At 42.1% G+C, this 24,638-nt stretch carries 18 protein-coding genes; 2 read left to right on the plus strand and 16 right to left on the minus strand.

Features of this window, described 5'->3' with window-relative positions; translation table 11 throughout:
• Positions 1–46: 46 nt before the first annotated feature.
• The gene (locus tag METLIM_RS14410; protein WP_004079650.1) at positions 47–1,117 is read right to left on the minus strand and encodes an ABC transporter ATP-binding protein; all 1,071 of its coding nucleotides are present in this window, start codon (positions 1,115–1,117) and stop codon (positions 47–49) included.
• A gap of 21 nt (positions 1,118–1,138) precedes the next feature.
• Positions 1,139–1,534: an ABC transporter permease subunit gene (locus METLIM_RS14415; protein WP_083824974.1), complete on the minus strand. Its 396-nt coding sequence runs from the start codon at positions 1,532–1,534 to the stop codon at positions 1,139–1,141.
• 204 nt (positions 1,535–1,738) lie between these two features.
• On the opposite strand from METLIM_RS14415, the gene METLIM_RS14420 reads away from it, so the two are divergent.
• Entirely contained in the window at positions 1,739–2,905 is a 1,167-nt protein-coding gene (locus METLIM_RS14420; protein WP_004079651.1) for a transposase, read from the plus strand.
• Positions 2,906–3,228: 323 nt separating this feature from the next.
• Here METLIM_RS14420 and METLIM_RS14425 read toward each other — a convergent pair whose 3' ends face one another.
• The 7 genes from METLIM_RS14425 to METLIM_RS14455 all read right to left on the minus strand — a co-directional run bounded on the left by METLIM_RS14425 (position 3,229) and on the right by METLIM_RS14455 (position 11,447).
• Positions 3,229–3,693, minus strand: a complete 465-nt coding sequence (locus tag METLIM_RS14425; RefSeq protein WP_052300934.1) for a hypothetical protein — start codon at positions 3,691–3,693, stop codon at positions 3,229–3,231.
• 19 nt (positions 3,694–3,712) lie between these two features.
• Complete coding sequence (wtpA, locus tag METLIM_RS14430) at positions 3,713–4,801, minus strand: tungstate ABC transporter substrate-binding protein WtpA (protein ID WP_245543552.1); 1,089 nt, start codon at positions 4,799–4,801, stop codon at positions 3,713–3,715.
• A gap of 99 nt (positions 4,802–4,900) precedes the next feature.
• The gene (locus tag METLIM_RS14435) at positions 4,901–5,983 is read right to left on the minus strand and encodes an ABC transporter ATP-binding protein (RefSeq protein ID WP_004079653.1); all 1,083 of its coding nucleotides are present in this window, start codon (positions 5,981–5,983) and stop codon (positions 4,901–4,903) included.
• 5 nt (positions 5,984–5,988) lie between these two features.
• The gene (locus tag METLIM_RS14440; protein WP_004079654.1) at positions 5,989–6,675 is read right to left on the minus strand and encodes an ABC transporter permease; all 687 of its coding nucleotides are present in this window, start codon (positions 6,673–6,675) and stop codon (positions 5,989–5,991) included.
• Positions 6,676–6,765: 90 nt separating this feature from the next.
• A complete protein-coding gene (locus METLIM_RS14445) occupies positions 6,766–7,797 on the minus strand; it encodes a substrate-binding domain-containing protein (protein WP_004079655.1) in 1,032 nt (343 codons plus the stop codon).
• A 240-nt stretch (positions 7,798–8,037) separates the two neighbouring features.
• Entirely contained in the window at positions 8,038–10,623 is a 2,586-nt protein-coding gene (locus METLIM_RS14450) for a PEGA domain-containing protein (protein WP_004079656.1), read from the minus strand.
• An 8-nt stretch (positions 10,624–10,631) separates the two neighbouring features.
• Positions 10,632–11,447: an energy-coupling factor transporter transmembrane component T family protein gene (locus tag METLIM_RS14455; RefSeq protein WP_004079657.1), complete on the minus strand. Its 816-nt coding sequence runs from the start codon at positions 11,445–11,447 to the stop codon at positions 10,632–10,634.
• Between the two features lie 624 nt (positions 11,448–12,071).
• Here METLIM_RS14455 and METLIM_RS14460 point away from each other — a divergent pair.
• Positions 12,072–12,296, plus strand: coding sequence for a hypothetical protein (locus tag METLIM_RS14460; RefSeq protein ID WP_004079658.1), 225 nt, complete (start codon positions 12,072–12,074; stop codon positions 12,294–12,296).
• Positions 12,297–12,646: 350 nt separating this feature from the next.
• Here METLIM_RS14460 and METLIM_RS14465 read toward each other — a convergent pair whose 3' ends face one another.
• The 7 genes from METLIM_RS14465 to METLIM_RS14495 form a co-directional block, all read right to left on the minus strand.
• Positions 12,647–13,894, minus strand: coding sequence for an ATP-binding protein (locus METLIM_RS14465; RefSeq protein ID WP_004079659.1), 1,248 nt, complete (start codon positions 13,892–13,894; stop codon positions 12,647–12,649).
• 307 nt (positions 13,895–14,201) lie between these two features.
• A complete protein-coding gene (locus tag METLIM_RS14470) occupies positions 14,202–19,610 on the minus strand; it encodes an Ig-like domain-containing protein (protein WP_004079660.1) in 5,409 nt (1,802 codons plus the stop codon).
• Positions 19,611–19,818: 208 nt separating this feature from the next.
• Positions 19,819–20,643 carry a hypothetical protein gene (locus tag METLIM_RS14475; RefSeq protein WP_004079661.1) on the minus strand — a complete coding sequence of 275 codons (825 nt, stop codon included), beginning with the start codon at positions 20,641–20,643 and terminating at the stop codon, positions 19,819–19,821.
• Positions 20,644–21,082: 439 nt separating this feature from the next.
• Positions 21,083–22,564, minus strand: a complete 1,482-nt coding sequence (locus tag METLIM_RS14480; RefSeq protein WP_048146076.1) for an ABC transporter ATP-binding protein — start codon at positions 22,562–22,564, stop codon at positions 21,083–21,085.
• Entirely contained in the window at positions 22,548–23,090 is a 543-nt protein-coding gene (locus METLIM_RS14485; RefSeq protein WP_004079663.1) for an ECF transporter S component, read from the minus strand. The genes METLIM_RS14480 and METLIM_RS14485 overlap by 17 nt, the downstream gene beginning before the upstream one ends.
• 2 nt (positions 23,091–23,092) lie before the next feature.
• Positions 23,093–23,908 carry a hypothetical protein gene (locus tag METLIM_RS14490; protein ID WP_004079664.1) on the minus strand — a complete coding sequence of 272 codons (816 nt, stop codon included), beginning with the start codon at positions 23,906–23,908 and terminating at the stop codon, positions 23,093–23,095.
• Entirely contained in the window at positions 23,905–24,609 is a 705-nt protein-coding gene (locus tag METLIM_RS14495) for a hypothetical protein (RefSeq protein WP_004079665.1), read from the minus strand. Before METLIM_RS14495 ends, METLIM_RS14490 begins: the two co-directional genes overlap by 4 nt.
• Positions 24,610–24,638: the final 29 nt, after the last annotated feature.

Genomic DNA, 24,638 nt, shown 5'->3' on the forward strand with positions numbered 1-24,638 from the left:
GATAAATCATCCGAAGTATTTACGAAAGAAAAAAGTAAAGATTTCTTTAAGATTTTCTGGCAGATGTAATATGAATGTCATCCGGACTGAAGGTCAGGTAAACCTCCATTCCCGGTTTTAAACTTCTCGTGGCCATTTCTCTTGGAGAGAGGGAGGAATAAACAGATATGCCGCAGTCAATAACTATCCTGAAATAATTATTTCTCTGAAATATTCCCTCAATTTTACCTTCTAAAATATTACATCCGGAATTCTGAGGCATCTCCCCGCTCAGGATTATATCGGATGAGTGAATGTAGAGATTTACATCATTACCCACATATCCTGAATACGAGGCCCTTAAGCTGACGCCTTCAATGTCAATTGTGCAGGTGCCGTCACCGCCTAAATCTGTAATAATTCCGTCAAATATATTGTCAATACCAGCCATTCTGGCAACAACAGGAGAAGCAGGCGTATTAAATACCTCAGCCAGACTTCCGGTCTGCTCAAGCCTCCCGTCGGCAATAACTGCAATTCTGTCTGCAAGGGCTATCGCCTCCTCTCTTGAATGTGTCACCTGAACTATGGTTATTCCAAACTCTTTGTGAATGCTGTCAAGGTCTTTAATAAACCGGTCACGGTTCACAGGGTCCATTGCAGAGAGCGGTTCATCCAGGAGCAGAATTTCAGGATTTACAATAAGTGCCCGTGCAAGGGCAACCCTCTGCTGTTCACCGCCGCTCATGGTAAGAGGTTTTCTTTTACTGAGGTGGCTGATTCCAAAATGCTTCAGCATTTTATCAACGGATTCCTTAACCTCTGCCTTACTCTTCTTCGCCATCCTGAGCCCGAAAGCGACATTGTCAAAGATGGTCATATGCGGGAAGAGGGAATAGTCCTGATATACAAGAGCGATATCCCTCTTCTCCGGAGGTTTTAAGAAGACATCCTCACCCCTTATCAGAACCCTTCCTGAATCGGGCAGGTGAAGTCCGGCTATGGTCTCAAGAAGAATTGTCTTACCTGCACCTGAAGGTCCGATTATAAAGAAATATTCGCCTTTATTGATCTTCATTGAGACATCATAGAGGCTGAAACTGCCAAGTGAGAGGTTTACATTATCAAATTCTATCATGATATTTTCCTCTTCATTCTCTCAGACTCTCTCATCATACCCCTCCAAGCGTTTTATCAGCAGTCTGAGTGTTGCAAAGACAACAAAGCAGATTACAATTATAATAAATGCAATAGTGCTGCTCTCCTTTAAGCCGCTTGTTGTGAACCGGTAATATATGAGCGTTGAGATTATCATCGGATAATATGCTATCATTATTACTGCTGCAAACTCCCCTATCGCCCGGCCCCAGGCAAGAACACTGCCGCTGAAGATGTGCCTTACACTTAACGGAAGGACAATCTTCCTGAATGCTGCAAATCTCGTTGCCCCAAGTGTCCGGGCCACATTCTCAAGATGTACGGGCACCTTTTCAAAACCCTCCCGGACTGTGTTTATGTAATACCAGTACTTTAAACATTTCCTGAAAAACCCCATTTTTTGCTCAGAGTATTTCTGCCCAACTTGAGAAAGTTAAGTACTTCTCTATTTTAATGACAAACCGCATGGACTACTGCGCGTAATACTGCGCGTTTACCCCAATATCGCCAAATTCTTTTAGAATTTAGCCAGAATTTACCTTATTTTTTTGACGTACGCCTGATTTATGGTGGGGTTTATATACTCTCAAAAACCCCTCATATGGCAAATAATTGTCAAAATATAGGCAAATCAGAGCTTAATAAAGAAAATAAGCTTGGAAACCTTGAACCGATATGCGCTCTTGTTGAGGGGAATGTAACCTTAACAGGTGGCAGAAACTATGATAGTCTAACGTTGATTCGGGGAGCTATCGCTACGGCATGTTCTAATAACTCAATATCCGGTTTTGCAAAAATGACGGAAGGACTACCGTCCCATACGACTTGTCTAAAAAAACTTCATGGCCTTAATATGGAGGAATTGACACTAAATACTCCAAAAATGCTTTTAAAAGCGGGAAAAGGAATCCTTAAGAAAGGTCAGAAGTATGATTTTGCAATTGATATAACGCTAATTCCATATTATGGGAAAAAGGATAAAGAAAATCCTAAATCTCCAATTGTAGGTGGAAAAAGAAAGGCATCGACAAATTATTTTGTTGGATACCTGACATTCTCGGTTGTAAATATGGATAAGCACCTTATACTTCAGGTTATTCCTTTGTTTAGAGATTCCACTAACCTCACCGCAATAAAGAATTGTGTTGATTTAATTTATGGATATGGATTCAAGATCAAATCTCTGATGCTTGACCGTGAGTTTTACTCTGCTGAAATCTTCAGTTACCTTAAGGAATCTGAAATTCCTCACATAGTGCCTGTTAAGAAGAACAGTGATGAACTCAAAAGGCAGCTGAAGGGAAAGAAATCAAAATCATTTGAATATGTTATAAACGCCAAATCGAAGAATAAGCTAAAATGTAAGGTGAAAATTGTTGATCGTGTCATTTACATGAAAGGTAAAAAGGGTAAAAAAGGTGCTCTTCATCGTGCTTTTGTTGTGTACAAAATTAATACTTCCCCACAATCAATTAGTGAGCGATACAGGCATAGATTTGCCATTGAATCAACATATGTCATTAATAATAAATTCAAAGTAAGAACATCCACCAAAGATCATGTGGTGAGATTTTTTTATTATCTAATTGCATGCATAATTCAGAATTTTTGGGTTTTAACAAAATGGAAGCGATTTGCAAAGATTCAGAGAGGACCAAAAGTAATAGACAGGGACAAATTCCCCTTAAATCATTATCTTGCCATCATATTTGAAGAAAGTATGACTCATTTTCGTATATTAAGGATTGATGAAATTGCTATAAGCTGACATTCTGACATCTCAATGAACGGAATATGCAGCTGCGACCGATTTAGCGGTAGCTATCTATAATTTTGTAACTTTTTCACTGGAAACAATACAATTTCAATTCAAAGATACTCTTTTCAGATTGATCTCGATGAGAAATGGAAGAATTTAATGAGGCCTAAATGGGGATGAGTGATGTTAATCAAAATAGGTTTACAAAATGTGCCTTGTGACCTCTGTGCAAAAAAACGGGGAATTTAGGACCAATACTGTGATTTGGGCAATTTAAGAGAGTATTTTAAATTTAATATTGTAGGTTCGAACATATTAATGATCGTCTAAGTTTAAAGTACTGAATACGGCGAGGAGACAAAGAACATGGCAGCAACAATTCCCGGGTATGCATCCTCAAAGACAAAGCCAAGCGTTCCGAGAGGCTCACCGATAATTCCCCTCCTCATAAAGAGAATATATACAAGAATCCCTGCAACCGTATGGGGAAGCATTATCGGGAGATCAACAAGGCCTTCAATAAATCCTTTGCCCCTGAAGTTTACTCTTGCAAGGACATATGCAAGCGGTGTTCCAAAAATCAGCAGCAGTATTACCGTATTCAGACCTGCACCAAGGGTGAGAAGGACAGAGTCAATCACCTTTGACTCAGAAGCAACGGAGATGAGATACGGAATATCACCCAGCTGTGCAAGGGAGATATTGAGAAGGGAGAGAACTGTCAGGAATACAACAAGCCCGCCGATGAGTGAGAAAGAGATTATGCAACTGTCCGGGCGGGGAAATTTCGCAGACATGATAAAAAAAGAATTTGGTTTAGCTGCTCATTTCAACAAGTGCTGAAAGTGAGGAAGGAATATCAAGGAATCCTGTTGCAGGAACAATCGGAGGCTGTCCTGCATCTTTCATGATCTTCTGTCCGGTCTCACCGATGAGCATAGCAACGAATTTATCTCCGTTTTCAGGCTGATCTGCGGTTGTTGGAACAGTAGCACCATATACAATAGGCTTTCCTACCATCATTCCGCCTTCGGTCTCGATCTGAACCTTTGCATATGCATCTGCATAGCTGATGGATGAGAGATCGATTGCTTCCGGAAGTTCAATGTATTTAACACCGGAATCTGCATTCTGTTCTGCAACGCTCATGTATTCCCATGCATAGTCAAGGTTTCCTGCCTCAAGTCCTGCAATGAGGTTTACACTCTTCTCATCTATTGAGAGCGGATAAACAGGTGCCGGATCTTTTGCATGGATAGTGGCCACTCCGTCTTCAAATGAGTGTGAAATGCCGCTTCTCGCTCCGACAAGGTTGTCAAAGATCATATCGTCATTGTAGTTTACCTCAGCAAGCTGAATTACCATAAGTGACCTGTAACCGCACGGGTCAAGGTTTGGATCTGAGAATGCCCATGCGACATCGTCCTTTCCGAGAATCTCATACCAGTTGTCAGCAGTTACTTCATCTGCATATTTGCTCTTGTCCGTATAACAGAGAACCATTCTGTTCTTTGCAAATGTAACATACCAGTCTGCATAGTCAGGGACCATCAGGCCCGGAATTAATGAATAGTCAGCAGATGCATAGACATCAGCTACCTTTCCAAGCTCGACTATCTCCTTTGCAAGCTTTGTGCTGCCGCCGGAGTAGAGCTGCACATCAACATCAGTATATTCAGCCTCGTAAGCCGCTTCCATCTGCTCCATAGGGCTTGCCAGACTTCCGGCATGGAATACCTTAAGAGTACTCTTTTCAGATGTCTCCTGTGCAGCGGTTGGCTGCGCAGTTGCCTGTGCCGTTGATGCCTCTGTGGGTGTCACGGCCGGAGTGTTATCTCCTGTGCCTGTGCATCCACACATCATGACTGTTGCACATATCAGTGCAGCAACCAGAAAAAATCCCATAAACTTTTTCATGATGTAAATTTTAGATTGTTTACCAATTATATACTTTTTATTCAAAATTTTTTGAAACAATGTTACAGTGGGATAAATGGGGCATATTCACACCTTACCCATAACAAAAACGGACCTCGGTTTAAATGAGATCATAACTTCATCTCCTTCTTCAAATCCACTGCCCTCATACTGTTCCCAGGTTACCATGGCACTGATTCTTATCCCGGCATCAATATCAGCGTACATCATTCTTCCCTGCCGGTGAATGCCGGAAATTTTCCCGGCCAGTATATTCCTGCCCTTTACAGGTTCTGCCCTGTGATTATGAACAGTGATCTCTTCAGGCCTGATGCAGAATGCTACCCTGTCACCGAATTTAAATTCACTTTTAACGATAAGACTCACATTTCCGGATTTTAAGATGCCATTGACCCCGTCGCCGTATTTTTCCCTGACAGTCCCGTAAAAGACATTATTTATTCCAATAAAACGTGCAACATTCTCATTGCCAGGTCTTGAAAATATCTCATCCGGAGCTGCAATCTGGAGGAATCTTCCATCCATCATAACACCGATTCTGTCTGAAAGTCTCTGGCCCTGGAGCATGTCATGGGTTGACATGACAATCGTGGTGCCATATTCCTTATTGTAGTGCAGGATCAGGTCCTCGATCTTCTCGGTATTTACAGGATCAAGGCTTGCAGTTGGTTCGTCCAGATAGAGAACATCCGGTTTTGAGACAATTGCCCTTGCAAGGGCAACTCTCTGCATCTCCCCTCCGGAAAGTGTTTTAGCACTTCTCCCGCCATACCCTGACAGTCCAATCTCATCAAGTGCCCGGTTTACAGTTTCATTGATGTCGGTTTTACTGTAACCTCGATATTTAAGCCCGATTGCAATATTATCAAAGACATTCATATCAAAGACAGCAGTCTTCTGAAAGACCATAGACATACGCCTTCTTACTTCCACAGGCGTTTTTTTTCCGGAAAAAAGGTCGTTGCTGTCAAAAAAAATCTGACCGGACGTTGGCCTTTCAAGAGTATTGAGAATTCTTAAGAGTGTTGATTTTCCCTGACCTGATGGACCGATTATTGTGAATATTTCACCCTTATTTATATCGGCATAAACACCTTTTAAGACATTATTGGCCTCAAAACTTTTATGGATATTATCAATCTCAATCATATTGTTCAACTCTGCTGAAATCTGGATACAATCATTGTGACAGTCAGTGCAATAAGCAGGAGAATAATTCCGAGTGCAACTGAGAGTGAAAAATTGCCTATATTGGTTTCAAGTGTAATTGCAGTAGTAAGAATTCTTGTGTGGCCCTTTATATTGCCTCCAATCATTATTGCGGCACCGACTTCTGATATCGCACGTGAAAAACCCATAATTACGGCGGACATTATTGCAAATCTTGCCTCAAGAATCATTGATGAGAAGAACTGACCTGTAGTTGCGCCAAGGGAGACTATTGTGTCACGGATTGTTGAGTCGAGGTTTGACAGGGCAGATATTGTAAGTCCGGTAATTATCGGAAGGATCAGTACAACCTGACCAAGCATAACACCTGTAGAAGTGAATAAAAGGTCAAGAAACCCCAGAGGGCCGTTATTGGAGAGGATCATGTACATCACAAGACCAACAACAACTGTAGGCAGGGCATATAATGTCTGGATGACACTGATCAGAGTTTTCCGGCCATAAAACTCATTAAAGGCAATATAAATTCCAAGCGGGATACATAATATCGAGGCAATAAGGGTTGCACCAAGCGTTATCGTCAGTGTCCTGATTGTGATATCCACTACTTCAGGATTCAGGGTGATAATCAATACAAAGGCCTGATAAATACCCTCAATAATATAATTCATATAATCAGCCCTCTTAATTCAGTAAAACACCAGAGAATATTAATATATTCCAGGAAAAAAATGATTTTCCGGAAATTCCGGAATCATTGTTCAGGCAATCGGTGCGGAGATCTCGTCCTGTGTTACACCTGAAGGTGAGAGCACATCCAAAGCGCCCATTGCAGGGAAGAAGAGTGGCTGACCGTAATCTTTTACGCCAAATACCTTAATTTCGTCCTGAACATCATCAGTAATCAGGTAGTTAACCCAGTCCTTTCCGACTTCAACATTGGTGTCAGGATATTTATCCGGATTTACAAGTATAGCGCCGTAGATGTTAATCAGGTCATCGCCTTCATTTACAAGTTCTGCAAGGTTGATAGTTCCGTCTCCCTGATATTTAAGGTAGGTTCCGATATCGGTTAGAGTGTAAGCGTCCATCTCGTCTGCCATTGTGAGTGTACCGCCCATTCCTGTGCCGGCCTCAACATACCAGTCTTCTTTTACCCAGACAGGTTCATACTCGGCATAGTCATAGCCTGCTACAGACCAGAGTGCCTTCTCTTTGCCGTGTGTTCCTGAGCTGTCGCCACGGGAGACAAACTTCACGCCTTCAGCGCCTTCACTGCCTTTTGCAAGAATTGTTTCAAGAGCCTCTGTCGGGGCCATGCCTTTAATTCCGGCAGGGTCACTCTCAGGGCCTACGATTTCAAAATAATTGTAGCCAAATACCCTGCGGTCAGTGCCTGAGCCGTCTTCAATAAATGCGTTTTCTCTTGCACGGTCGTGGACCATAATGAGATCAACATCACCGTTTGCACCGTATTCAAGGGCTGTTCCGGTGCCTACTGCTGTGATCTTAATGTCAACGCCGGTATCGTTCATGAACTCTCCTGCGAGCTGATCAAGAAGACCTGTTGCATAAAGACTTGTTGTGGTTGCAATAAGCAGTTCGTTGTCTGCGTACTCTTTCTGGGCAGCTTCGGCCGGAGCCGGAGTTGCTGCTACAGTCTGCTCTGCGGTTGCAGTGGGATTTGCAGTCTGTGCTGAACCATCAGTTCCTGTACATCCTGCTGTAAGCATCACACATGCAAATGCAGACAGAAGAAGAATTGCCAGAACCTTAAAATTCTTAATCTCCATCACCTGAATATTTGATTATAAGTACTTAATATTTGTTTTGAAAAAAATTGAAACATTAATGAAACCTGATTAACATTGAGAAGGAAAAGAGAAAAGTTCACAATAAATAATTATAACTAATAATTAATATTTAAAGCACACATACATATAAAATTACCAGCCAGACTGCACATTAATGGCAGCACAATTCTCAGATAATAAAATAACAGAAAAAACCCGTATATTACCCTTAAAAAAAGATTATATGTCGAGAGTTGTATTATAAACGGTTATTCCGGATTTCTCATACGGCTCAACAGTTACAATACTTTCCTTAAAGACTATGCGGTTATACACGATCCCAACATTATAACTGCCAATCGGAATATATTCAAAATCATGTGGTGTTTTAACCCCAGTATAACTTCCTTTCAGATAGATCATGCTTCCGGGAGGATTGCTGTCAATAAACAGGCTGCCGTATGAATATTCGTCAAGTATAAAATCATATTCGGAATCTCCCGAATCTCCGGTGTTTACGAACCGGAATTTCTTACACTCTGGATAATGGCCGGCTTTTGATACCACAAGAGTATGATGGCCTTCTGTAATACCTCCAATTGTGCAGGGAGTTTTTAATCCGGTATTCTGCCCGTCTATTGTAACAGAAGCACCATCGGGTTCTGTTGTTACAGAGATACTGCCGGCAGTATCTCCTGAGCCGGAATTCCCAATATTAATTACTGAATTCTCTTCCCGGTATCCGGTATTGAATGTATAGAATACTCCGTCCTTCTCTGTGGTAATAAATGTCCCGCTCTTTTCGATATTTACTTTGGACGGGTATGTGTACCCCGGATATTCACCCTCAATAAAGAATTCAGAGTCCTTAAAGTACTTTGACTGGATTGTCACCGGAATTTTCTGCGTAAAAACCTCAGGCTCAAGCTTTACATAACCATCCTCACCTGCAATGATAAATACACTCTTCTGTACTGATTTTGCTGCATCAGAGGGAACAGTCACCTGCACTTTATGCGAACCTTCCTTAAGTCCGTAAAAATAATGCGGGGTTTTCACATCTGTCTTTACACTATTAAGGGTAATGTCAAGATTATCCGGATAAGATGTCACATAAAGACCGCCTGTGTCCCCGGACGGCAGATTCTCACCCGGATTTTGATCTGAAGGAGTTGCCGGGTCTGTTATATCTGCTATCTCTACTGATTCAGGCACTTCCTGCACTGCATCAACCGCAGAGGCGTCGCCTTTAAGCCCTGCCGGTTCAGATGGTTCATCTGCTTTGTCAGTCGGAGCAGAGAAGAACCCTCCGAAGAGTTCGTTAATGAAGCTGAATATACCGCCATCACCCTCTTCTCCACTTATGCTGTCTGTTTCAGCCGGAAGATTACCTGAACGGGGGGAGACATCAGGTATGACACCTGATTCTGTGGCACCGGAATCTCCGCCAGATGTGCCTGTCATCTCCGGTGCACCGCCTTCATTTCCGAAGATAAATTCCAATTCTGATCTCTGATTCATCCTTATGCTGACATTGGAAGACTGCGGTTCGTAGCCCTCTCTGTAAACAGTAACAGTATGATTTCCGGATTTGACATCAGTTATAAGGGAGTCGGTATGCCAGAGGGTATCCTTTCCGTCTATGAAGACGTCAGCACCATCCGGAGTGGAGGAGATGAAACATGAGCCGGACCCACGGGTCATGTTAAATCCCTTTTCAACGATATACCCACTCTTGACAGTTACAGTATTTGGCCCTGCGATCTCATATTCGTCAAGTTCAAGGGTTATGACGTAATCCCCTGCCGGAAGATCAACAAATGATGCATTTGTCTCCTGTCCGGAATACACCCCGTCCAGGTAAACTTTAGCGCCCTGTGGGACGGAGGAGATGTTGAGATTTCCGACTTTGGGCTTCCAGCTCTCTGATGAACCTGAACGGTCAGAGCCGTAATCAAGTTTTCCGGAGGAAGAACCTCCCTCACCACCGCCTGAACCGATGATATTTACCACATATCCGCTGGAACCGTCACCTGAAACTCTGTTTGTCCACGATATGCCTTCTCCCTGGTTTGCCTGGTTCTCAGCACACCAGCCGTATGTGTTAAACGCGACAAGACCTGAATCCAGATTCTCAATGGTGTATTCGACCTTCACCATACCGTTGTCCGTAAGTCCGGTCAGTCCGCAGTTCTCACCCAGTGCTCCAACTTTCAGGTCCACGAAAAATATGTAGAACTCCTCATCGTCCGACATATCCTGATCTCCGTATATCGGATAGTTCAGGGGGTCGTTATTTCCTGCCGGCTTCCACTTCTGGGGGCCGTAGGAGAATGAACTTAATGTGAATGCCTGATCCACCGCCCCGGAGACATATTCAGTATTTTCGGCTGTGGGAGGCATGTTCAGTATGCCTGTAGAAGGCCATTTATATCCTGATGACCGGATTTTAATTCTGAAATCATCAGGAATCTGTTCTTCATCATCAGATGGTTTTCTAAGGGCAATCATAAGCAGCATATTATTGAAAAAACCCCTGCCCCCCGTATCTGAGACGTAAAACGTTCCGCTCTGCATCGAGGTGGTTGTAAGCTGCCCATAGTAGTCAGATGTACTTGTGGTCAGGTGAAGAGCATTTAAGCCGCCTCCGTCGAACTTTATGTAATATCCACCCGAATTTGCGGTATTGATATTTACATGCATTTCACCGGCAATAGGATTTGAGGGCAGATCTGCGGCAGATACACACTGAACAGCCGCAAATGCAAGAAGCAGCAGAAGAAAGATTTTGCTGTATCCGGCCACGTTACTTTTTTTATTTTTCATAGAACACCTTAAATTAACAGATAATTTGAGAGAATGATTACAGTTAAGAGAAATAATGCTATGATAAAAATAGCAGTATAGTCATATGCCCCCGTAACAGGGGCATTGTACACCGTTGGTCTCTCTGCACTGCCATAACCACGGCACTGCATGGCATTTGATACCTGATTTGATCTGTTCAGCATTATAACCGTTAATGGTATGAATAATGAGAGAAGTTTATCAGTTTTTTTGAGAACAGAGCCCTTTTCAAACTCAAGCCCTCTTGATCTCTGGGCATCTAAAACATTATTTGCATCCCTGGAGAGGGTCGTTGTAGAACTGAGGGCATATCCGAGAGAGAAGGAGATTATTGGAGGAACCTTCAGCTTATGAAGACTTTTTACAAAATCGCTGTACTTCGTCGTTATGATGAAGAGAAATGAGATGCCTGCAATGATAAGGAGCCGTATTACCATGGCAGATGAAAAGCAGAGGCTACCTTCGGTTGCATACAACGGGATAAATCCAATCTGTGCCGAAATTAATTCAAAGCCTGAATTTTCGCGGCTGAAGAAGAGATCAATTATGAATACAAATATGATCAGGGGGAGAATAAGTCTCAGTGAATGAATCCATTTTGTAAATAACCCGGACTTACGGGCCAGAACTGCGATAAAAGCAAATATAAGAGTCATTATAATGAGATTTGTAGTCAGAAAGGACATGATGCTGAACACTACGAGCATCAGGAGTTTTGTACGGGGATCAAGGCAATGAATAACTGAATCTCCGGGGATGTAGATTAAACCTTTCTTATTTTTTTTCCCTCTGCCGCCAGCCATAATCTGCTCATAATACACTTAGAATTTAGAAGATAAAATAGTTATTAAAAATATTATGTAAACTAAATTAAATTGACATAATTAACATTTGAACATGACTCCCGACCATAAACACAAAGAGATACAGCCAGATAAAATCCGGTTTTCATCATTAAACAGCACATGTCAGGCTCCAAAAACAGAGCTGCAATATCTGATCAGAAATCATAATCCGAATATATTTCAGAAAAACAGGAATCTTCTAAAATTCTAAAAAGAGATTTTAAATTTTAAAAAAGCCTTTCCGGCTTATTTCTTCTCCGGCATCTTAAACCGGTAAACAACACCACATACCACAATTATCGCATAGACTGCAATCTGAGATCATATACTGCCAATATTGATTTTCATAAATATTCATCATTAGTAATGTATTATCCTCAATCTGTGACTCTCAGCAATATTGCCGATTAGGAAACCGGCAAAGTTAGAATATAAACATCTGAAAATTTACGGGGCTCACCCAGGGTGTAAAATCTAAAATTAGCCATAATATTTAGCCTATACGGTGAGTGCAGAATAAATGGACTGTTTAAATAATATTAAATATGATTTATGAAATTTAAATAAATTAGTGATATAGAAATGAGTGTAAAAAGCTTCAGCATTTCCGATGACATCTATGAAAAATACTCTTCTGAATGCAAACGACTGGGCTTAAACATGAGTAAACAGATTGAGAATTTTATGAAGTTCCAGCTTGAAGAGGAGTTTGTAGTGAGAGAAGAATATACTAAAAAAATCCGGAAAATCAGAAAAGAAAAATTCATTCCGGTTGAAGATTTTGATAACCAGTTTGATATTTCCTGACAATAACTTTGAGGTTTTTTAATTGTACAGCCTGTATGTATCCGAAACGCTTGAAGCCAAACTTGAGAAGCTGAAGAAAGGAGACAAAGAAATTATTCTGCCTCTATGTACTGGTAGATTCACCTGACTTTCAGATACAGTTCCGACTTTTTTTTGATATTCTGAAGGTTTAAGTGCCTTCTTGGGGCCGAGTATCAAACCCGGGCCATATGTAATCCTATAATATCGGAGAAGAGCTATGAAAAATTAAATCTTCCTGAAACAGATGAAGGAATATTCAGTCAGATTTGTGGGAGTCCATTATTTACAGTTCAGGATCAGTAAAAAGTATAAACTGACTGAAAAGATTCTCATCTCTCAAGCAGCCACCGCCATGCCGGCATTACATATATTATCTTTCCATCTTTATCTGCAATTTCTTCTTCCTGATTGTATGTAAGAATGATTCCGGACTTAAGATCCAGTGATGCCATTGCTTTGCGCAGTCCTTCAGTTTCCCTTTTGAGATTATCTCCGTTAAGTTCATATGAAACCTGTATTGCAGAGGTGACATGCCCACCTTCACAGATTATAAAATCACATTCATTCTTTTCCCTGAAAAAGAAGAGCTCCGACTCTCTTCTCTTCAGTTCAATCAGTATCATGTTCTCTAAGAGCCGTCCGGTATCTTTTGAGAACCGGAAAGATACTGTATTTCTCATTCCGTTGTCAATAACATACATCTTCTTCTGCCCGGAATACTGCCTTTTAAGGGAGGCATCATACCGGTACAGCTCAAAAACCAGATATGCTTCTTCAAGAAAACCAATATAGTCACGGACTGATACCGGGCTTTTTAGGCCAACAGCTTTTGCAAGTGATGCATAGCCTGCATCTTTGGCTGCATTTGTATTGATATACTGGACCAGCAGCAGGAAGGATTTTACTTCCCGTATCCCATGGCGTGCTATAATATCCCTGTAAATGATGTCATCATATGATCTTTTCAGGAACTCAGTATCACCGTATTTGAGGAATTCAGGGAATCCTCCGTTTTCGAGATAATAATCAAAGCATTTGATAATATCAGCCTTTTTCTCCGATGTTATCCTGGATGGTTCAATACCTCTAAAATCAAGAAATTCAGAAAATGAGAACGGATACAACTCAACTTTTGTATATCTGCCTGTAAGATGCGTACCAAGTTCTGAAGAGAGCAACCGTGCATTTGAACCGGTGATAAATATTTTGTAACCTTCATCATGGATGCGGCGGACAAACCGCTCCCAGCCCTCTATGTTCTGGATTTCATCAATAAAAATAGTTCTGACATTTTTCATAATCTTTTTAAAGATGACCATCAGCCGTGAGAAGTCGGAGACCTTAAAATTAATCAGACGCTCGTCATCAAAATTAATGTAATAATATTCCTCATAATGATCTGCGAACTGTCGCATGAGAGTGGATTTTCCACACCGTCGTACCCCGGATATGACCACAATCTGATTGTGCCGCATGTACCGGAGATGATCTATCTCTCTTTTCACACCCGGATCTTTTGTCACGAAAACTTCATGCTGATCCAGGATCAGTTCTTCAAGACTGCGATCTGAGATCATATACTGCCAATATTGATTTTTAAAATATTTGTATATTTCCAATATCGATATTTGTAAATAATCATCATCAGTAATGTGTTATTCTTAATCTGTGACTCCCGGCAATATTGCATTATTTAGGAATTTGGGAGTTCTTTGTTCAGGTTCCGGCTAAATATCACCGGAGCTCCCATATGATCGATTATTAGGTTGATAATTTCTATAATTATCTGAGTAAAACAAAACCTGTAAAAAAAAGAATTTAAATTTCTTGGATAGGCCTTCCCAGCCTTTTACTTATTTATTTATTCCTTTTTTTTTCAGCAGCTTATTTATTCTCCGGCTTTCTGAACCGGTAAACAACACCACATACCGCAATTATCGCAAAGACTGCAATTACTGCAAATACAACACTGCTGCCGGATGCTTTTGCAGGTGTATCTGCACCGTTTACTGTCTGCTCGACATTGGTCTGCGGTCCTGAGCTTATTCCGGAATCCGGCTCTGCGGATGGAGTTGTTCCGGATGAAACAGCGGAGGAAGATGCCGCTCCCTTCTCAGCCGTTACTGCAAAGAGGCTGAATGAAGGTGTGTCTGCGAAGAATTTATAACCGGAATCTGTCTCGCCGTTTGCTACGGTTGAGAGCATGACCCAGGTCTCGGAGTCTTCGTCATAGCGGTACATCTTAACCCCTGAATCTGAAGAGCCGACAGATGAGAGCCACCCCTTGTCAACGCTGAACTTCAGGGTTGCCATCTGCATGCTGCCTTCAGGTGCAAGATATTCATTAATCTGTATGTACTGGTAAACCTCACCCGGAGCTTCGTCAATTCCGGACGGCTTTGAGACCTTTTCGGATGTGAGCATCATCTCAGGAATTTCAGCGGATGCTAGAAGCTCAACTGATGAGATTGCAGTCTCACCAAGGGTAAATACTCCGGTTTTCCCTGCTCCGATGCTGTCAATACGGCTTGTGCCGATTGAGCTTGAGCCTCCGCCGCCTGATGACGAGGAAGAGGAGGAAGAACCGGTTGATGTTCCCGGGGACGGTGTTGACGCCGTACTTGTAGCTGAGAGACCAAATACCGACAGGCCGTTTGGTGATACTGCCTCAAAGGTCTCCATTACACCGTCAAATGCTATGGATTTCGTATCCAGGATCTCTTTTGTCCCGTCTTCTGCACAGCGGATAATCTTTATGGATTCATTTCCGCCGTGTGCATCAACCCATGCCTTATCTGCTGAAAGGCGTATTACTGCCGATTCAACATCGTTTCCGTTTGCGAGGTTCTGCCTGACAACTGTTAATGTGCAGGCGACCGCATCAACCTTAAGCCCGTCTCCGGAGGCGGCAAGCTGGAATGCAGCATTCTGGTCTGATGTAGCTCCGTCCATTAAGGAAGAATCCACACCTGCCCCGTCAGGGATATCATTAAGATTTACAACCAGAGAACCGGACACATTTCCTGCACTGCAGTTGCATTTCATGAGATTTTCGGTTTTAAGCTGAACGGATTTGACTGTTCCGGTGATCTGGTCTCCGGTTACTGCCATGTCGCTGTCATACTCAATCACGAGATCGTAATTTGCACGTGAGATTGTGACATTGTTGCCGTTCTGAGTGGTTTCAGTCAGGGTAGTGTTAACCGTTGCAGTCTGTTTTCCGCCTGCACCGGTTTTCACACCAAGACCCTTAAAGTTCAGGGTTGTGTTCTGTGATTCCGGTGCAACTTTACCTTCGGAAATAATCCTGTAATCGGAGTATGTACCTGTCAGCGGGTGATAGTCATATACTCCGTCTTCCTCAAGCGGTGTCTCTCCAATACCGTCACCATTGGTATCAAATCCTGAATAAATGTTGTAACTGTTACCTATGAAATCGGTGAAAGTCTCACCATTGTATTCATAGGTGTACTGTGTGGTTGAATTGAGGGTTGGAATTGCAGCATAAAGAAGACCCCCAGTATTCAATTCATTGATTGTAATATTATTGCCATAAATATCAATTTTTGATTTAATAGAACGCAAATATAGCACATAAGGTGCACTAGATTCAATTAAATCATTACCATGTATTGAAATATCCCCAGTTGGTGCATATACCATAATGATACCATATTTACCTCCGCCACTCAATTTGTCTCCTGATATTTCAATGTCACTACCGGTTCTAAAGATCTTTATAGAATCTGTAGTGGAATAAATTGTATTGTTTAAGATCTTAGCTGATCTTACATCAACGCCGCCACCATAAGCAGATATACCAACCAGTACATTTGAGATATTATTATCCGAAATCGTAATATTATCACAGACTACTGGCATTATTCCTACCGAACTTTCTGAATTCCCAACAATATTATTTCCAGACACACATATAAATGAACCACTGACTAATTCAACTCCAGGGCTTACGGACATTGTAATATTATTATTAGAAATTGTGGAATTTCTAAATTCCTCAACACAGATATTACTTTTAGAGATAAAGGTATTATTTTTGATTGTACAATTCTCAGTTGTAGATGTTTGAAACGAATGTGGACTTGAGAAAAAATTCTCTGAAATTATACAATTATCAGAACCACTAATCTTCAGGCTTCCCTCTGAAGCAATACTTGCATCAGGCAAACCAGATATATTAAATCCTGTAATCTGCACATTGTCTGCAGTCACTGTAACTGCCCATTCTTCGCGATTATAATTTTTAATAGCAGTTGAATCATAACCATTCTCAGATATTAACCTAATTTCCTTGTCAATTGTTATTTTTTCGGAATAAACACCATCCCTGACAACAATTAGATCTCCATCTCTTACATAGTCAATAGCAGCCTGAATTGTCTTAAAATCACCATTTCCAGCCAAGTCTACATACCATGTCTTTGAACCTGGAGAATTATCTATAACAGTTACAGTCACAGACCCGCCAACTGATTTATATGCTGCAATAACATCCGTTTCGCCGGCATTAATTGGAGTGAAAAGACCATCCTGATCTATTGAACCCACAGAGCTGTCAGATACTGACCATGTAAATGGAATATATTCAATTTCCTGATCATCAGGTCCATATGCAGTTGCAGCAAACTGTATTGATTCACCTCCTGCTAACGTTTTCAGAGAATCTGAGGATAAAACAATTTTTCTAACATCAGGTGGGAATTCAATTGAAATTTCAGAGATTTCTTCAATATTCCTGCCAAAGTTAGCAATTGCAGACCCTGTAAGCTTCAGTGGCCAGTAGGTTCTTCCATCTACAGGAGTTTCCGGAATTTCATAACCATCCATTATATAGGCTAAAAAGAATGTTTTGTCTGTATCAAGAAGCTCACGGCTGGTAATAATAATATTCTTACTGTTACCCGATGCCTTACCTGTAATCGTAATATTATAATCAAGATTTGCAAGAGTCTCATTGAAACCTGATGGATTACTGTCATCCACAAGACCAATGACTTTTGAGAGATTTACTCCTTCCCAGAAGATGTTTCTGTTATCAGTATATGACTCAAGACCTCCGGATGATAATTCAGTTATCTTTGAACGGGTAAGTGTACTGTTCACTGCCCCAATAAGAGAAACAGACCAGTCCGGACGTGGCTTAATTGTTACAGTTGCATTTCCTGAAATGCTTCCGTTTGTTGCTTTAATAATAGTTGTTCCTTCAGAAAGACCGGTGAATTCCCCGGCATTATCAATTGTTCCCACTGAGAGTTCACTGCTTGTCCATGTATAGGTTAATGGAGTTATCTCATCACCAAACTGGTCATAACCGGTCGCTGAAAAAGTACAGTTCTCTATATGATCAGTGTACATCACAATCTCAGACGGATCTAATGTAATCGTTGTCAACACTATCTCAACAGGATCACTTACAGTTACTTCCGCAGTCTGGGAAGCACCTTTTGCAGAAGCAGTAATTGTTGTGCTGCCTACTGAAACAGGAGTGAATAAACCTTCATCATTAATTGTTCCGACACCGGCATCACTGCTTGACCATGTTATAGGCGCTCCTGATATAACACTGCCTTCCGAATCATAAGCAGTTGCAGTGAACTCCTTTTTCCCGTTTAACGGAACATTAGCTGTGGAAGGTGATATTGTAACAGATGCAGCATCCGGAAGCGGCGTTCCCGATACATACCATCCGCTCCAGTGTCCTGTGCTTGTCAGGCGGTTTGTCCACTCAGTTGTATTATATACAATATCACTCATGCTTGAGCCAAGAACATTTCTGGCATAGCCGTAAACATTGAAGGCCAGCATAGTGTTGAGATTTTCAGCTTCATACCTGATTCTAAGTGTCTCTTCCGTTAAGACACCACCATTAAGATCCACGAGCATAATGCTGAATTTGTTGGATGTATCACTTACATCCTGGTTCGGGAAGATCGGGTACTGGATATTCACAGCCGGACGCCATGTCTGTGGCCCATAGATCAGATCGTCTTTGTCAAACCACTCATCAACTGTAGCATCATTATAGATTATATCCTGTAGTGCAGGAGGCAGGTGAGGTGTTGAATTAGGTGTCCACTGGTACCCGTCTGCATGGATACGCAGGCGGAAGTCATCCGGAATAGTTCCGTTGACCGCGACCATCAGGAGAATGTTATCCTGGTAACCTCTTCCTCCTGTTGTGGAGACATAGAATGTACCTGAGAGATCATTTGTATATGTAATCTGCCCGTAATTGACAAAATAACCATCAGAACCACGGCTGTCATTTGTAATATGCAGGGAATTTTCACCGCCGCCATTCCATTTTATACGATAAGTCTGGTTGCCCCAGCAATTGTAATAGGCACCTTCAGCATTCGCGACTTTAAGATAGACGTTGTCAACCGCAGGTATGACTCCGCCGAAAGATTCCTCGGCTGAGATGGAGGAAATTACCTCAGTTATTGTTTTTTGTTCTGCTGTCGGCTCAGGCGTAGGTTCTAATGTATGTTCCGGTGTAGGCTCTGATGTCGCCTCCGGAATTTCAGCCCCGGATACAGTGACTGCTGCATCGGCAGAGAAATCTCCAGCAGTTGCAGTGACAGTAACAGTTCCCTCTGCAAGAGCAGTGAAAAGACCGGTGCTGTCAATAGTTCCGACCGTTTCATCGCTTACAGCCCAGGTAAACTCAGCATCTGCGACCTCTGAACCGGATTCATTGAAGGCTGATGCAGTGAATAACTGCTCATCTCCGATGATAAGTTCAGATTCGGAAGGTGAAACTTCTACAGGGAATACTTCTGAAAGATTTTCAGGAGATTCTTCCTCTGGAGATTCTTCATCCGGATTGCCGGATTCAGACTCACTTTCAGTCTCAGTAACAGACTCAGATTCGGATTCATCTTCAGACACTGTAATATTACATCCTGAGTTAAGTTCACCGCAGAATACCGTTACAGTTGAAGTTCCGGGTGACAGAGCAGTGAAAAGTCCTGCGCTGTCAACCGTTCCGACCGTTTCATCGCTGCTTTCCCAGATTAATCCGGTACAGGAGGTTTCCTGACCTTCAGAATCATAGGCGGCTGCTGTAAGCTGTACTGTATCCTCAATGAGGATGTCGGCAGAAACAGGTGTAATTTCGAGATAAGAAATCCCGGCAGTGACCTGTTCCGTGCCTGAAATATCACCTGTACTTAAAGCCGTTTCCGCCCCAAAAACCGGAGATACGGCAAAAAGCACAAGTAAAAATGCCAGAAGGCATGTTTTTTTCAGACCATTGTTCAATCCATTCATCAAAAAACTCCATGGCTACACATCATATAAGTTAAATTAATCAAATTAATTTAATTAATATAATATTCGGCCAACAATAATTAACAAATTTTTATCTGATATTTATTAAATATAAGAGTTCCGAAATCAGATTCCGGAATATAGCCCTAGCACATATAAATTGAAATTAATGTACAAAAAAAGAAAATTTAAAAGCTGGTATTAATTATTAAAAATCAATAGTCCAGCAGCTGTTGCCTCCAAGTATATCAGAAAGCTTGTTGGTCCATGAAACACCCTGGCCACGTTTTGACTGATTGCAGTAGGCATATGCATCAAATACAGCATCACCATTATAATCTGAAATAGTATAATCCACCTTTACAGCACCATAATTAGTAAGGCTCTGTGCAGTATCATTGAGTGTTCCAAGATTCAGGTCAATAAAAATAAATTTGAACTCTTCGCCAGCAGACACATTCTGATTATTATAAACAGGATAATTTGATAAAGAAGATGGGCGCCAACTGGATGTACCTCCTAAAAAGTCACTAGTATCAAATGTCTCACTGAAGTAATTTGCCTGATAAGAACCTGGATTGGACGGTTTCAGACCATCACCAGTTGGTGTCCACTGATATCCTGACGTAGTAACTGTCAGACTCATAAATTCATTATTTAAATAATCTGAATTAGGTACTGCAAACATCAAAATAGCATCATCATGATACTGTGTATCTGTGCTTGTATCTGTAATATAAAATGTTCCTGAATTACCCTTATTTGAGTAAACGTCACCTTCATAATCTGAATAATTATCAGAGATATGAATAGAGTTAAGTCCACCACCGGATTTTGTAAAGATGTAGTAGTAAGTCTCATTTCCGAAATGATCAAATCTTGCCCCGGCATCATTTCCCACAGGAACATAGATTTGCTTATAACTTGAGAACGTATCCGTTGCCGAAACCGGCGTTATGCAGAGCATGAGCATTAAGAGAACTGCAGAGACAGTTGCTATGCCCAGTATACTTTTTTTGTTTTTTTGTGTCATATTTTACCTCCTTCACCATATGCGGAAATATATAAATTTAAATTTTGTTTTAAACTCGCCCATATCCCGCGAATGAAAAGGTTAAATTTACGTCAACAAACATAATCGCAAATATATCAATCAATAATATATGTTTAAAAAGATCGATTTATTAACAAGGAATAGATGACCAAGTAAGATAAATACATTTCTATTTCAAATTAAATGGAATTATTTTTGACAAAATAACCGCTCATAATAAAAAAATCCAAAATTTATACAGAAAAATGAAAAATGAAAAATAATACTAATCCCGGAAAAGAGAGAACTCACAGGGTTCAAAGAATCCAATCGAAAAATCTGATGGAAAAACTAATTGGAAAAATCAGTAAATTCTGCTGGAATATCCAGTTTTATTCATATTATCCGGAGCTATCAATATCTCTGCATTTTTCTCTGATTAACTGTCCCCGCCTGCAAGACACCCGTTCTCAAACCTGAGATAGCGGTCAGCACAAAGCCGGGCAAACTCCATGTCATGAGTAATGATGATAAACGTCTTACCTCTACCTTTCAGATCATTTATCGTCGAGGCCAGGTGCATCTTTAAAACTTTGTCAAGGCCGAGTGTAGGTTCGTCAAGAACAACTATGGGAGTATCCATAATCATATGCCCTGCCATTGCAACCCTCTGCTTCTCACCCATCGAAAGCTTAAGCGGTCTGCCCTTCCTCCCAAGATGAGAGATATTCATAAGCTTCATTGTTTCATCAACAGAATTGTCTATCGCTCTTTTATCCATGCCGAGATTACGCGGCCCGAATGCAAGCTCAGCCTCAATAGTCTCCTCAAAGAGCTGATAATCCGCATGCTGTCCGAGAAGGGCAATATAATGTGCATTCTCCGAGACCGTCCTTCCGGCAATATCCTCACCAAAGAGGCGGACACAGCCGGAATCAGGTATTAAAAGACCATTCAGGTGTTTAATAAACGTACTCTTCCCCGAACCATTCGGCCCGCAGACAAATACAGCCTCACCCGGATAAAAAGAGGCATTGACAGAGATAAGAGCCGGTCTTTTGCTGCGAGGATAGGTGTAGCAGAGATCAACTGCCTCCAGTACAGGAGAACAATCAGGACTGCCGGATACCTCACCTGAATCTGCCTTAAAGCCTTCAGTCCCCGATAACAATGAAATATCTGAGACATCTGACTTTCCGGAAAAGTCAGCAACAGGGCCGTCATACACAACCCTCCCGTCATCCATGACAATGACCCGGTCCATAAAACCGGCAAGCAGATCAAGCCTGTGCTCAACGATCACAACCGCAATATCCCATTCATCACTCACAGTCCTGAGATTTTTAAGAAGTGATGCAGCAGAAGCTGTATCAAGACCGGACAAAGGCTCATCAAGAACAATAATCGCCGGCCGCATCACAAGAACAGATGCAATGGCAACCTTCTGCCTCTCACCCCACGAAAGTTCTGATATCTCCCTGCCCCTCAGATGAGTGATATTTAAAACCGCAGAAACACCTGCAATCCTCTCCTCGATCTCTTCAGGAGAAATACCGGACTGCTCAGGCCCGAAAGCAATCTCGGAGTCAACCTCATTGGAAACAATCTGATAGTCAGGGTCCTGAAAGACAAAACCGACAATCCCGGAGAGATTCTGTATCGTAGTTCCGGACGTATCCAGACCATCAACAAAGACCCGTCCTTTTATCTTCCCATGACCGGAATGCGGAATTAAACCGATAAATGTCTGAATAAGGGTTGACTTCCCCGAACCGCTCGGCCCGGTGAGAACAACCCTCTCTCCCCTCATTATCTCAAGGCTGACCCCTGATATCGCCTCTTTTTTCCTTTCAGATAAAGAACGGGGATATGAATATGATAAAGACTCCACCAGAATCAGCGGATTATCCTTCCTTTTCACCGATAACACCCGCTCTTGTAAGCCTCCGGATAATTAAAACCGAAATCAGGCCTCCAAGCCCGCCAAAGATAATATGTGTAAATGAACTGATCCCAATTCCGACAATTATAAAAAACGGCTGAACACCCACAAAAAGCTGCAAAGAATAATTTATAACCATCTTAACGATATTCGCAACCGCACCGGTAATCACGCCTACAGCAATGGAGTCATAACGGTACGCAAACAGCACACTGCACACATCTGTGGCAAGACCGACACCCACAAATTTAAAGATATCAAAGAGATGAAGAGCGCCAATGCCGAAGAAAGATGACAGAAGACCTGAAATCAGCCCGATATATATCCCTGCCCCCGGCTTTTTCACAATCGAAACTCCGACAATCAACGGAATAACCCAGAATATCCCGGAATGGCCGGGGATGTGCACCGGAATTTTGAATATAATCTTCATTACAAAGACCATTGCACCGCAGATTGACATCAGGGCAATCTCATTCAGTGAAAAATACTTATCAATACGCAAATTTATTCCCTCCTTACAAATGAGGTCTCAATATCAAGCCTGAAATCCTCAGGCTGCACCTCACTGACACAGACGACAATAAGCAGATCATCCACAATACTGCCGCCCGTATGGGTAATATAAAAACTTCCGGACTGCTCAGTGGTCTTAATAACACCACCCTTTATCCTCTCCTGGGTATTCTCATCGGTGATGTGAAGAGAACCGGCACCACCTGAGAGCGGATCAAAGTATATGAAGTAATAATACTCCTCCACTCCTTCATCAGTATCATACTCACCAGGCGGAAGAACAGCCACATTATTCCACGAACTCATCGGTGAAGATGACGGAAGAGAACTGCCGGCAGCAGAATTTCCGGTAACATAATACGAAGAGGAGCCATAGCCGTCCTGCTGGTTTGTCCTGCATTTTGCAGTTACATCAAAACCGATAACATGAAAGGCAGCCGTACCTGCGAGGTTCTCAAATGAATAATTCACAAGCACGTTTCCCCTCCTGTGAAAGGATGGATTGCCGCCATACGGTGTCGCATTGGCTTTTACAAACATCAGGTACCATTCATTGTCCCCGTAAGGAGCATTTGAGATATTCATGGGAGTCTTATACGGCCTCCACTCCTGTGGCCCGTAATTGAAGTCGCCCGGGTAAAAGGTCTCCTTCATCCCGGCATCGGAGAGCGGGGTAATCTTATCGGGGCTTATACCCTTTACCCACTCCTCACCGCCGACCTGAAGGGCTAACATCGACCCTGCAAAGACAATCAGAACTGCAAGGGCAATACCAACCCTTCTTCTGAACTTATCTGTTCCGGTCATCCTCTCTTTACAGCGTGATACTGTCCGTCAATATTCTCAACAAAAATTATTTTCCTGCCATCCACAGGGCAGGCTTTGGCAAATTTGTCCTCCTCAACTATAATATGCCCTTCACTTAATTCATGCCCGTCAATGGTATAGACGGCATCAACTCCTGCATTGATAAAATCCTCAACCTCAGCCGGCCCCATAAGTTCTCTTATCCTGCCGCAGAGAAGATACCTGCCGTCATTGCCGCCTCTGGCAAGGCCAAGCCCGGCCATTGTCCCGATGACACCGTCTTCAGTACCGCCAAGCCCCTCAAGACGGATGCCGAGATTCTTTGCAAGCCCTCTCGCCTTCTCCTGGTTGAGTACAACCCTCTGTGCATCCCTGCCAAAAGCGATCAGAGGCGGAACAACCTCATCGGAACATGCCACCGCAAGACCGGGATCGCTACCCTCAATAAAATCATTGAGCATGCACTCTTTTGCAGTCTCAAAGAGCCACTCCTTGTCATCCACCTCACGGGCTTCGACATGAATCACAGCACAGCTGTTATGCGATGTAAACGGAATGTCCTCATGAACATAAAGCTGATGCCTTGTAATCCCGTCCACATGAAACTCCTTCATAATCGCTTCTGCAGTATCCCTTGCAAGCCTTCCTGTACCGCGTGAATTCAGATTGTCCGTATCGTCCATAGCTACAAAAATTCTCATATATATAACCTCAAAATTTTTTCCTTTAA

The organism is Methanoplanus limicola DSM 2279, assembly GCF_000243255.1.
In the GTDB taxonomy this organism is placed as follows: domain Archaea; phylum Halobacteriota; class Methanomicrobia; order Methanomicrobiales; family Methanomicrobiaceae; genus Methanoplanus; species Methanoplanus limicola.

Coding starts and splice junctions, on each gene's coding strand:
- METLIM_RS14410 (WP_004079650.1), bottom strand. CDS start 1,117: ATGATAGAATTTGATAATGTAAACCTCTCACTTGGCAGTTTCAGCCTC.
- METLIM_RS14415 (WP_083824974.1), bottom strand. CDS start 1,534: ATGGGGTTTTTCAGGAAATGTTTAAAGTACTGGTATTACATAAACACA.
- METLIM_RS14420 (WP_004079651.1), top strand. CDS start 1,739: ATGGCAAATAATTGTCAAAATATAGGCAAATCAGAGCTTAATAAAGAA.
- METLIM_RS14425 (WP_052300934.1), bottom strand. CDS start 3,693: ATGTCTGCGAAATTTCCCCGCCCGGACAGTTGCATAATCTCTTTCTCA.
- wtpA (WP_245543552.1), bottom strand. CDS start 4,801: ATGGGATTTTTTCTGGTTGCTGCACTGATATGTGCAACAGTCATGATG.
- METLIM_RS14435 (WP_004079653.1), bottom strand. CDS start 5,983: ATGATTGAGATTGATAATATCCATAAAAGTTTTGAGGCCAATAATGTC.
- METLIM_RS14440 (WP_004079654.1), bottom strand. CDS start 6,675: ATGAATTATATTATTGAGGGTATTTATCAGGCCTTTGTATTGATTATC.
- METLIM_RS14445 (WP_004079655.1), bottom strand. CDS start 7,797: ATGGAGATTAAGAATTTTAAGGTTCTGGCAATTCTTCTTCTGTCTGCA.
- METLIM_RS14450 (WP_004079656.1), bottom strand. CDS start 10,623: ATGAAAAATAAAAAAAGTAACGTGGCCGGATACAGCAAAATCTTTCTT.
- METLIM_RS14455 (WP_004079657.1), bottom strand. CDS start 11,447: ATGGCTGGCGGCAGAGGGAAAAAAAATAAGAAAGGTTTAATCTACATC.
- METLIM_RS14460 (WP_004079658.1), top strand. CDS start 12,072: ATGAGTGTAAAAAGCTTCAGCATTTCCGATGACATCTATGAAAAATAC.
- METLIM_RS14465 (WP_004079659.1), bottom strand. CDS start 13,894: ATGATCTCAGATCGCAGTCTTGAAGAACTGATCCTGGATCAGCATGAA.
- METLIM_RS14470 (WP_004079660.1), bottom strand. CDS start 19,610: ATGAATGGATTGAACAATGGTCTGAAAAAAACATGCCTTCTGGCATTT.
- METLIM_RS14475 (WP_004079661.1), bottom strand. CDS start 20,643: ATGACACAAAAAAACAAAAAAAGTATACTGGGCATAGCAACTGTCTCT.
- METLIM_RS14490 (WP_004079664.1), bottom strand. CDS start 23,908: ATGACCGGAACAGATAAGTTCAGAAGAAGGGTTGGTATTGCCCTTGCA.
- METLIM_RS14495 (WP_004079665.1), bottom strand. CDS start 24,609: ATGAGAATTTTTGTAGCTATGGACGATACGGACAATCTGAATTCACGC.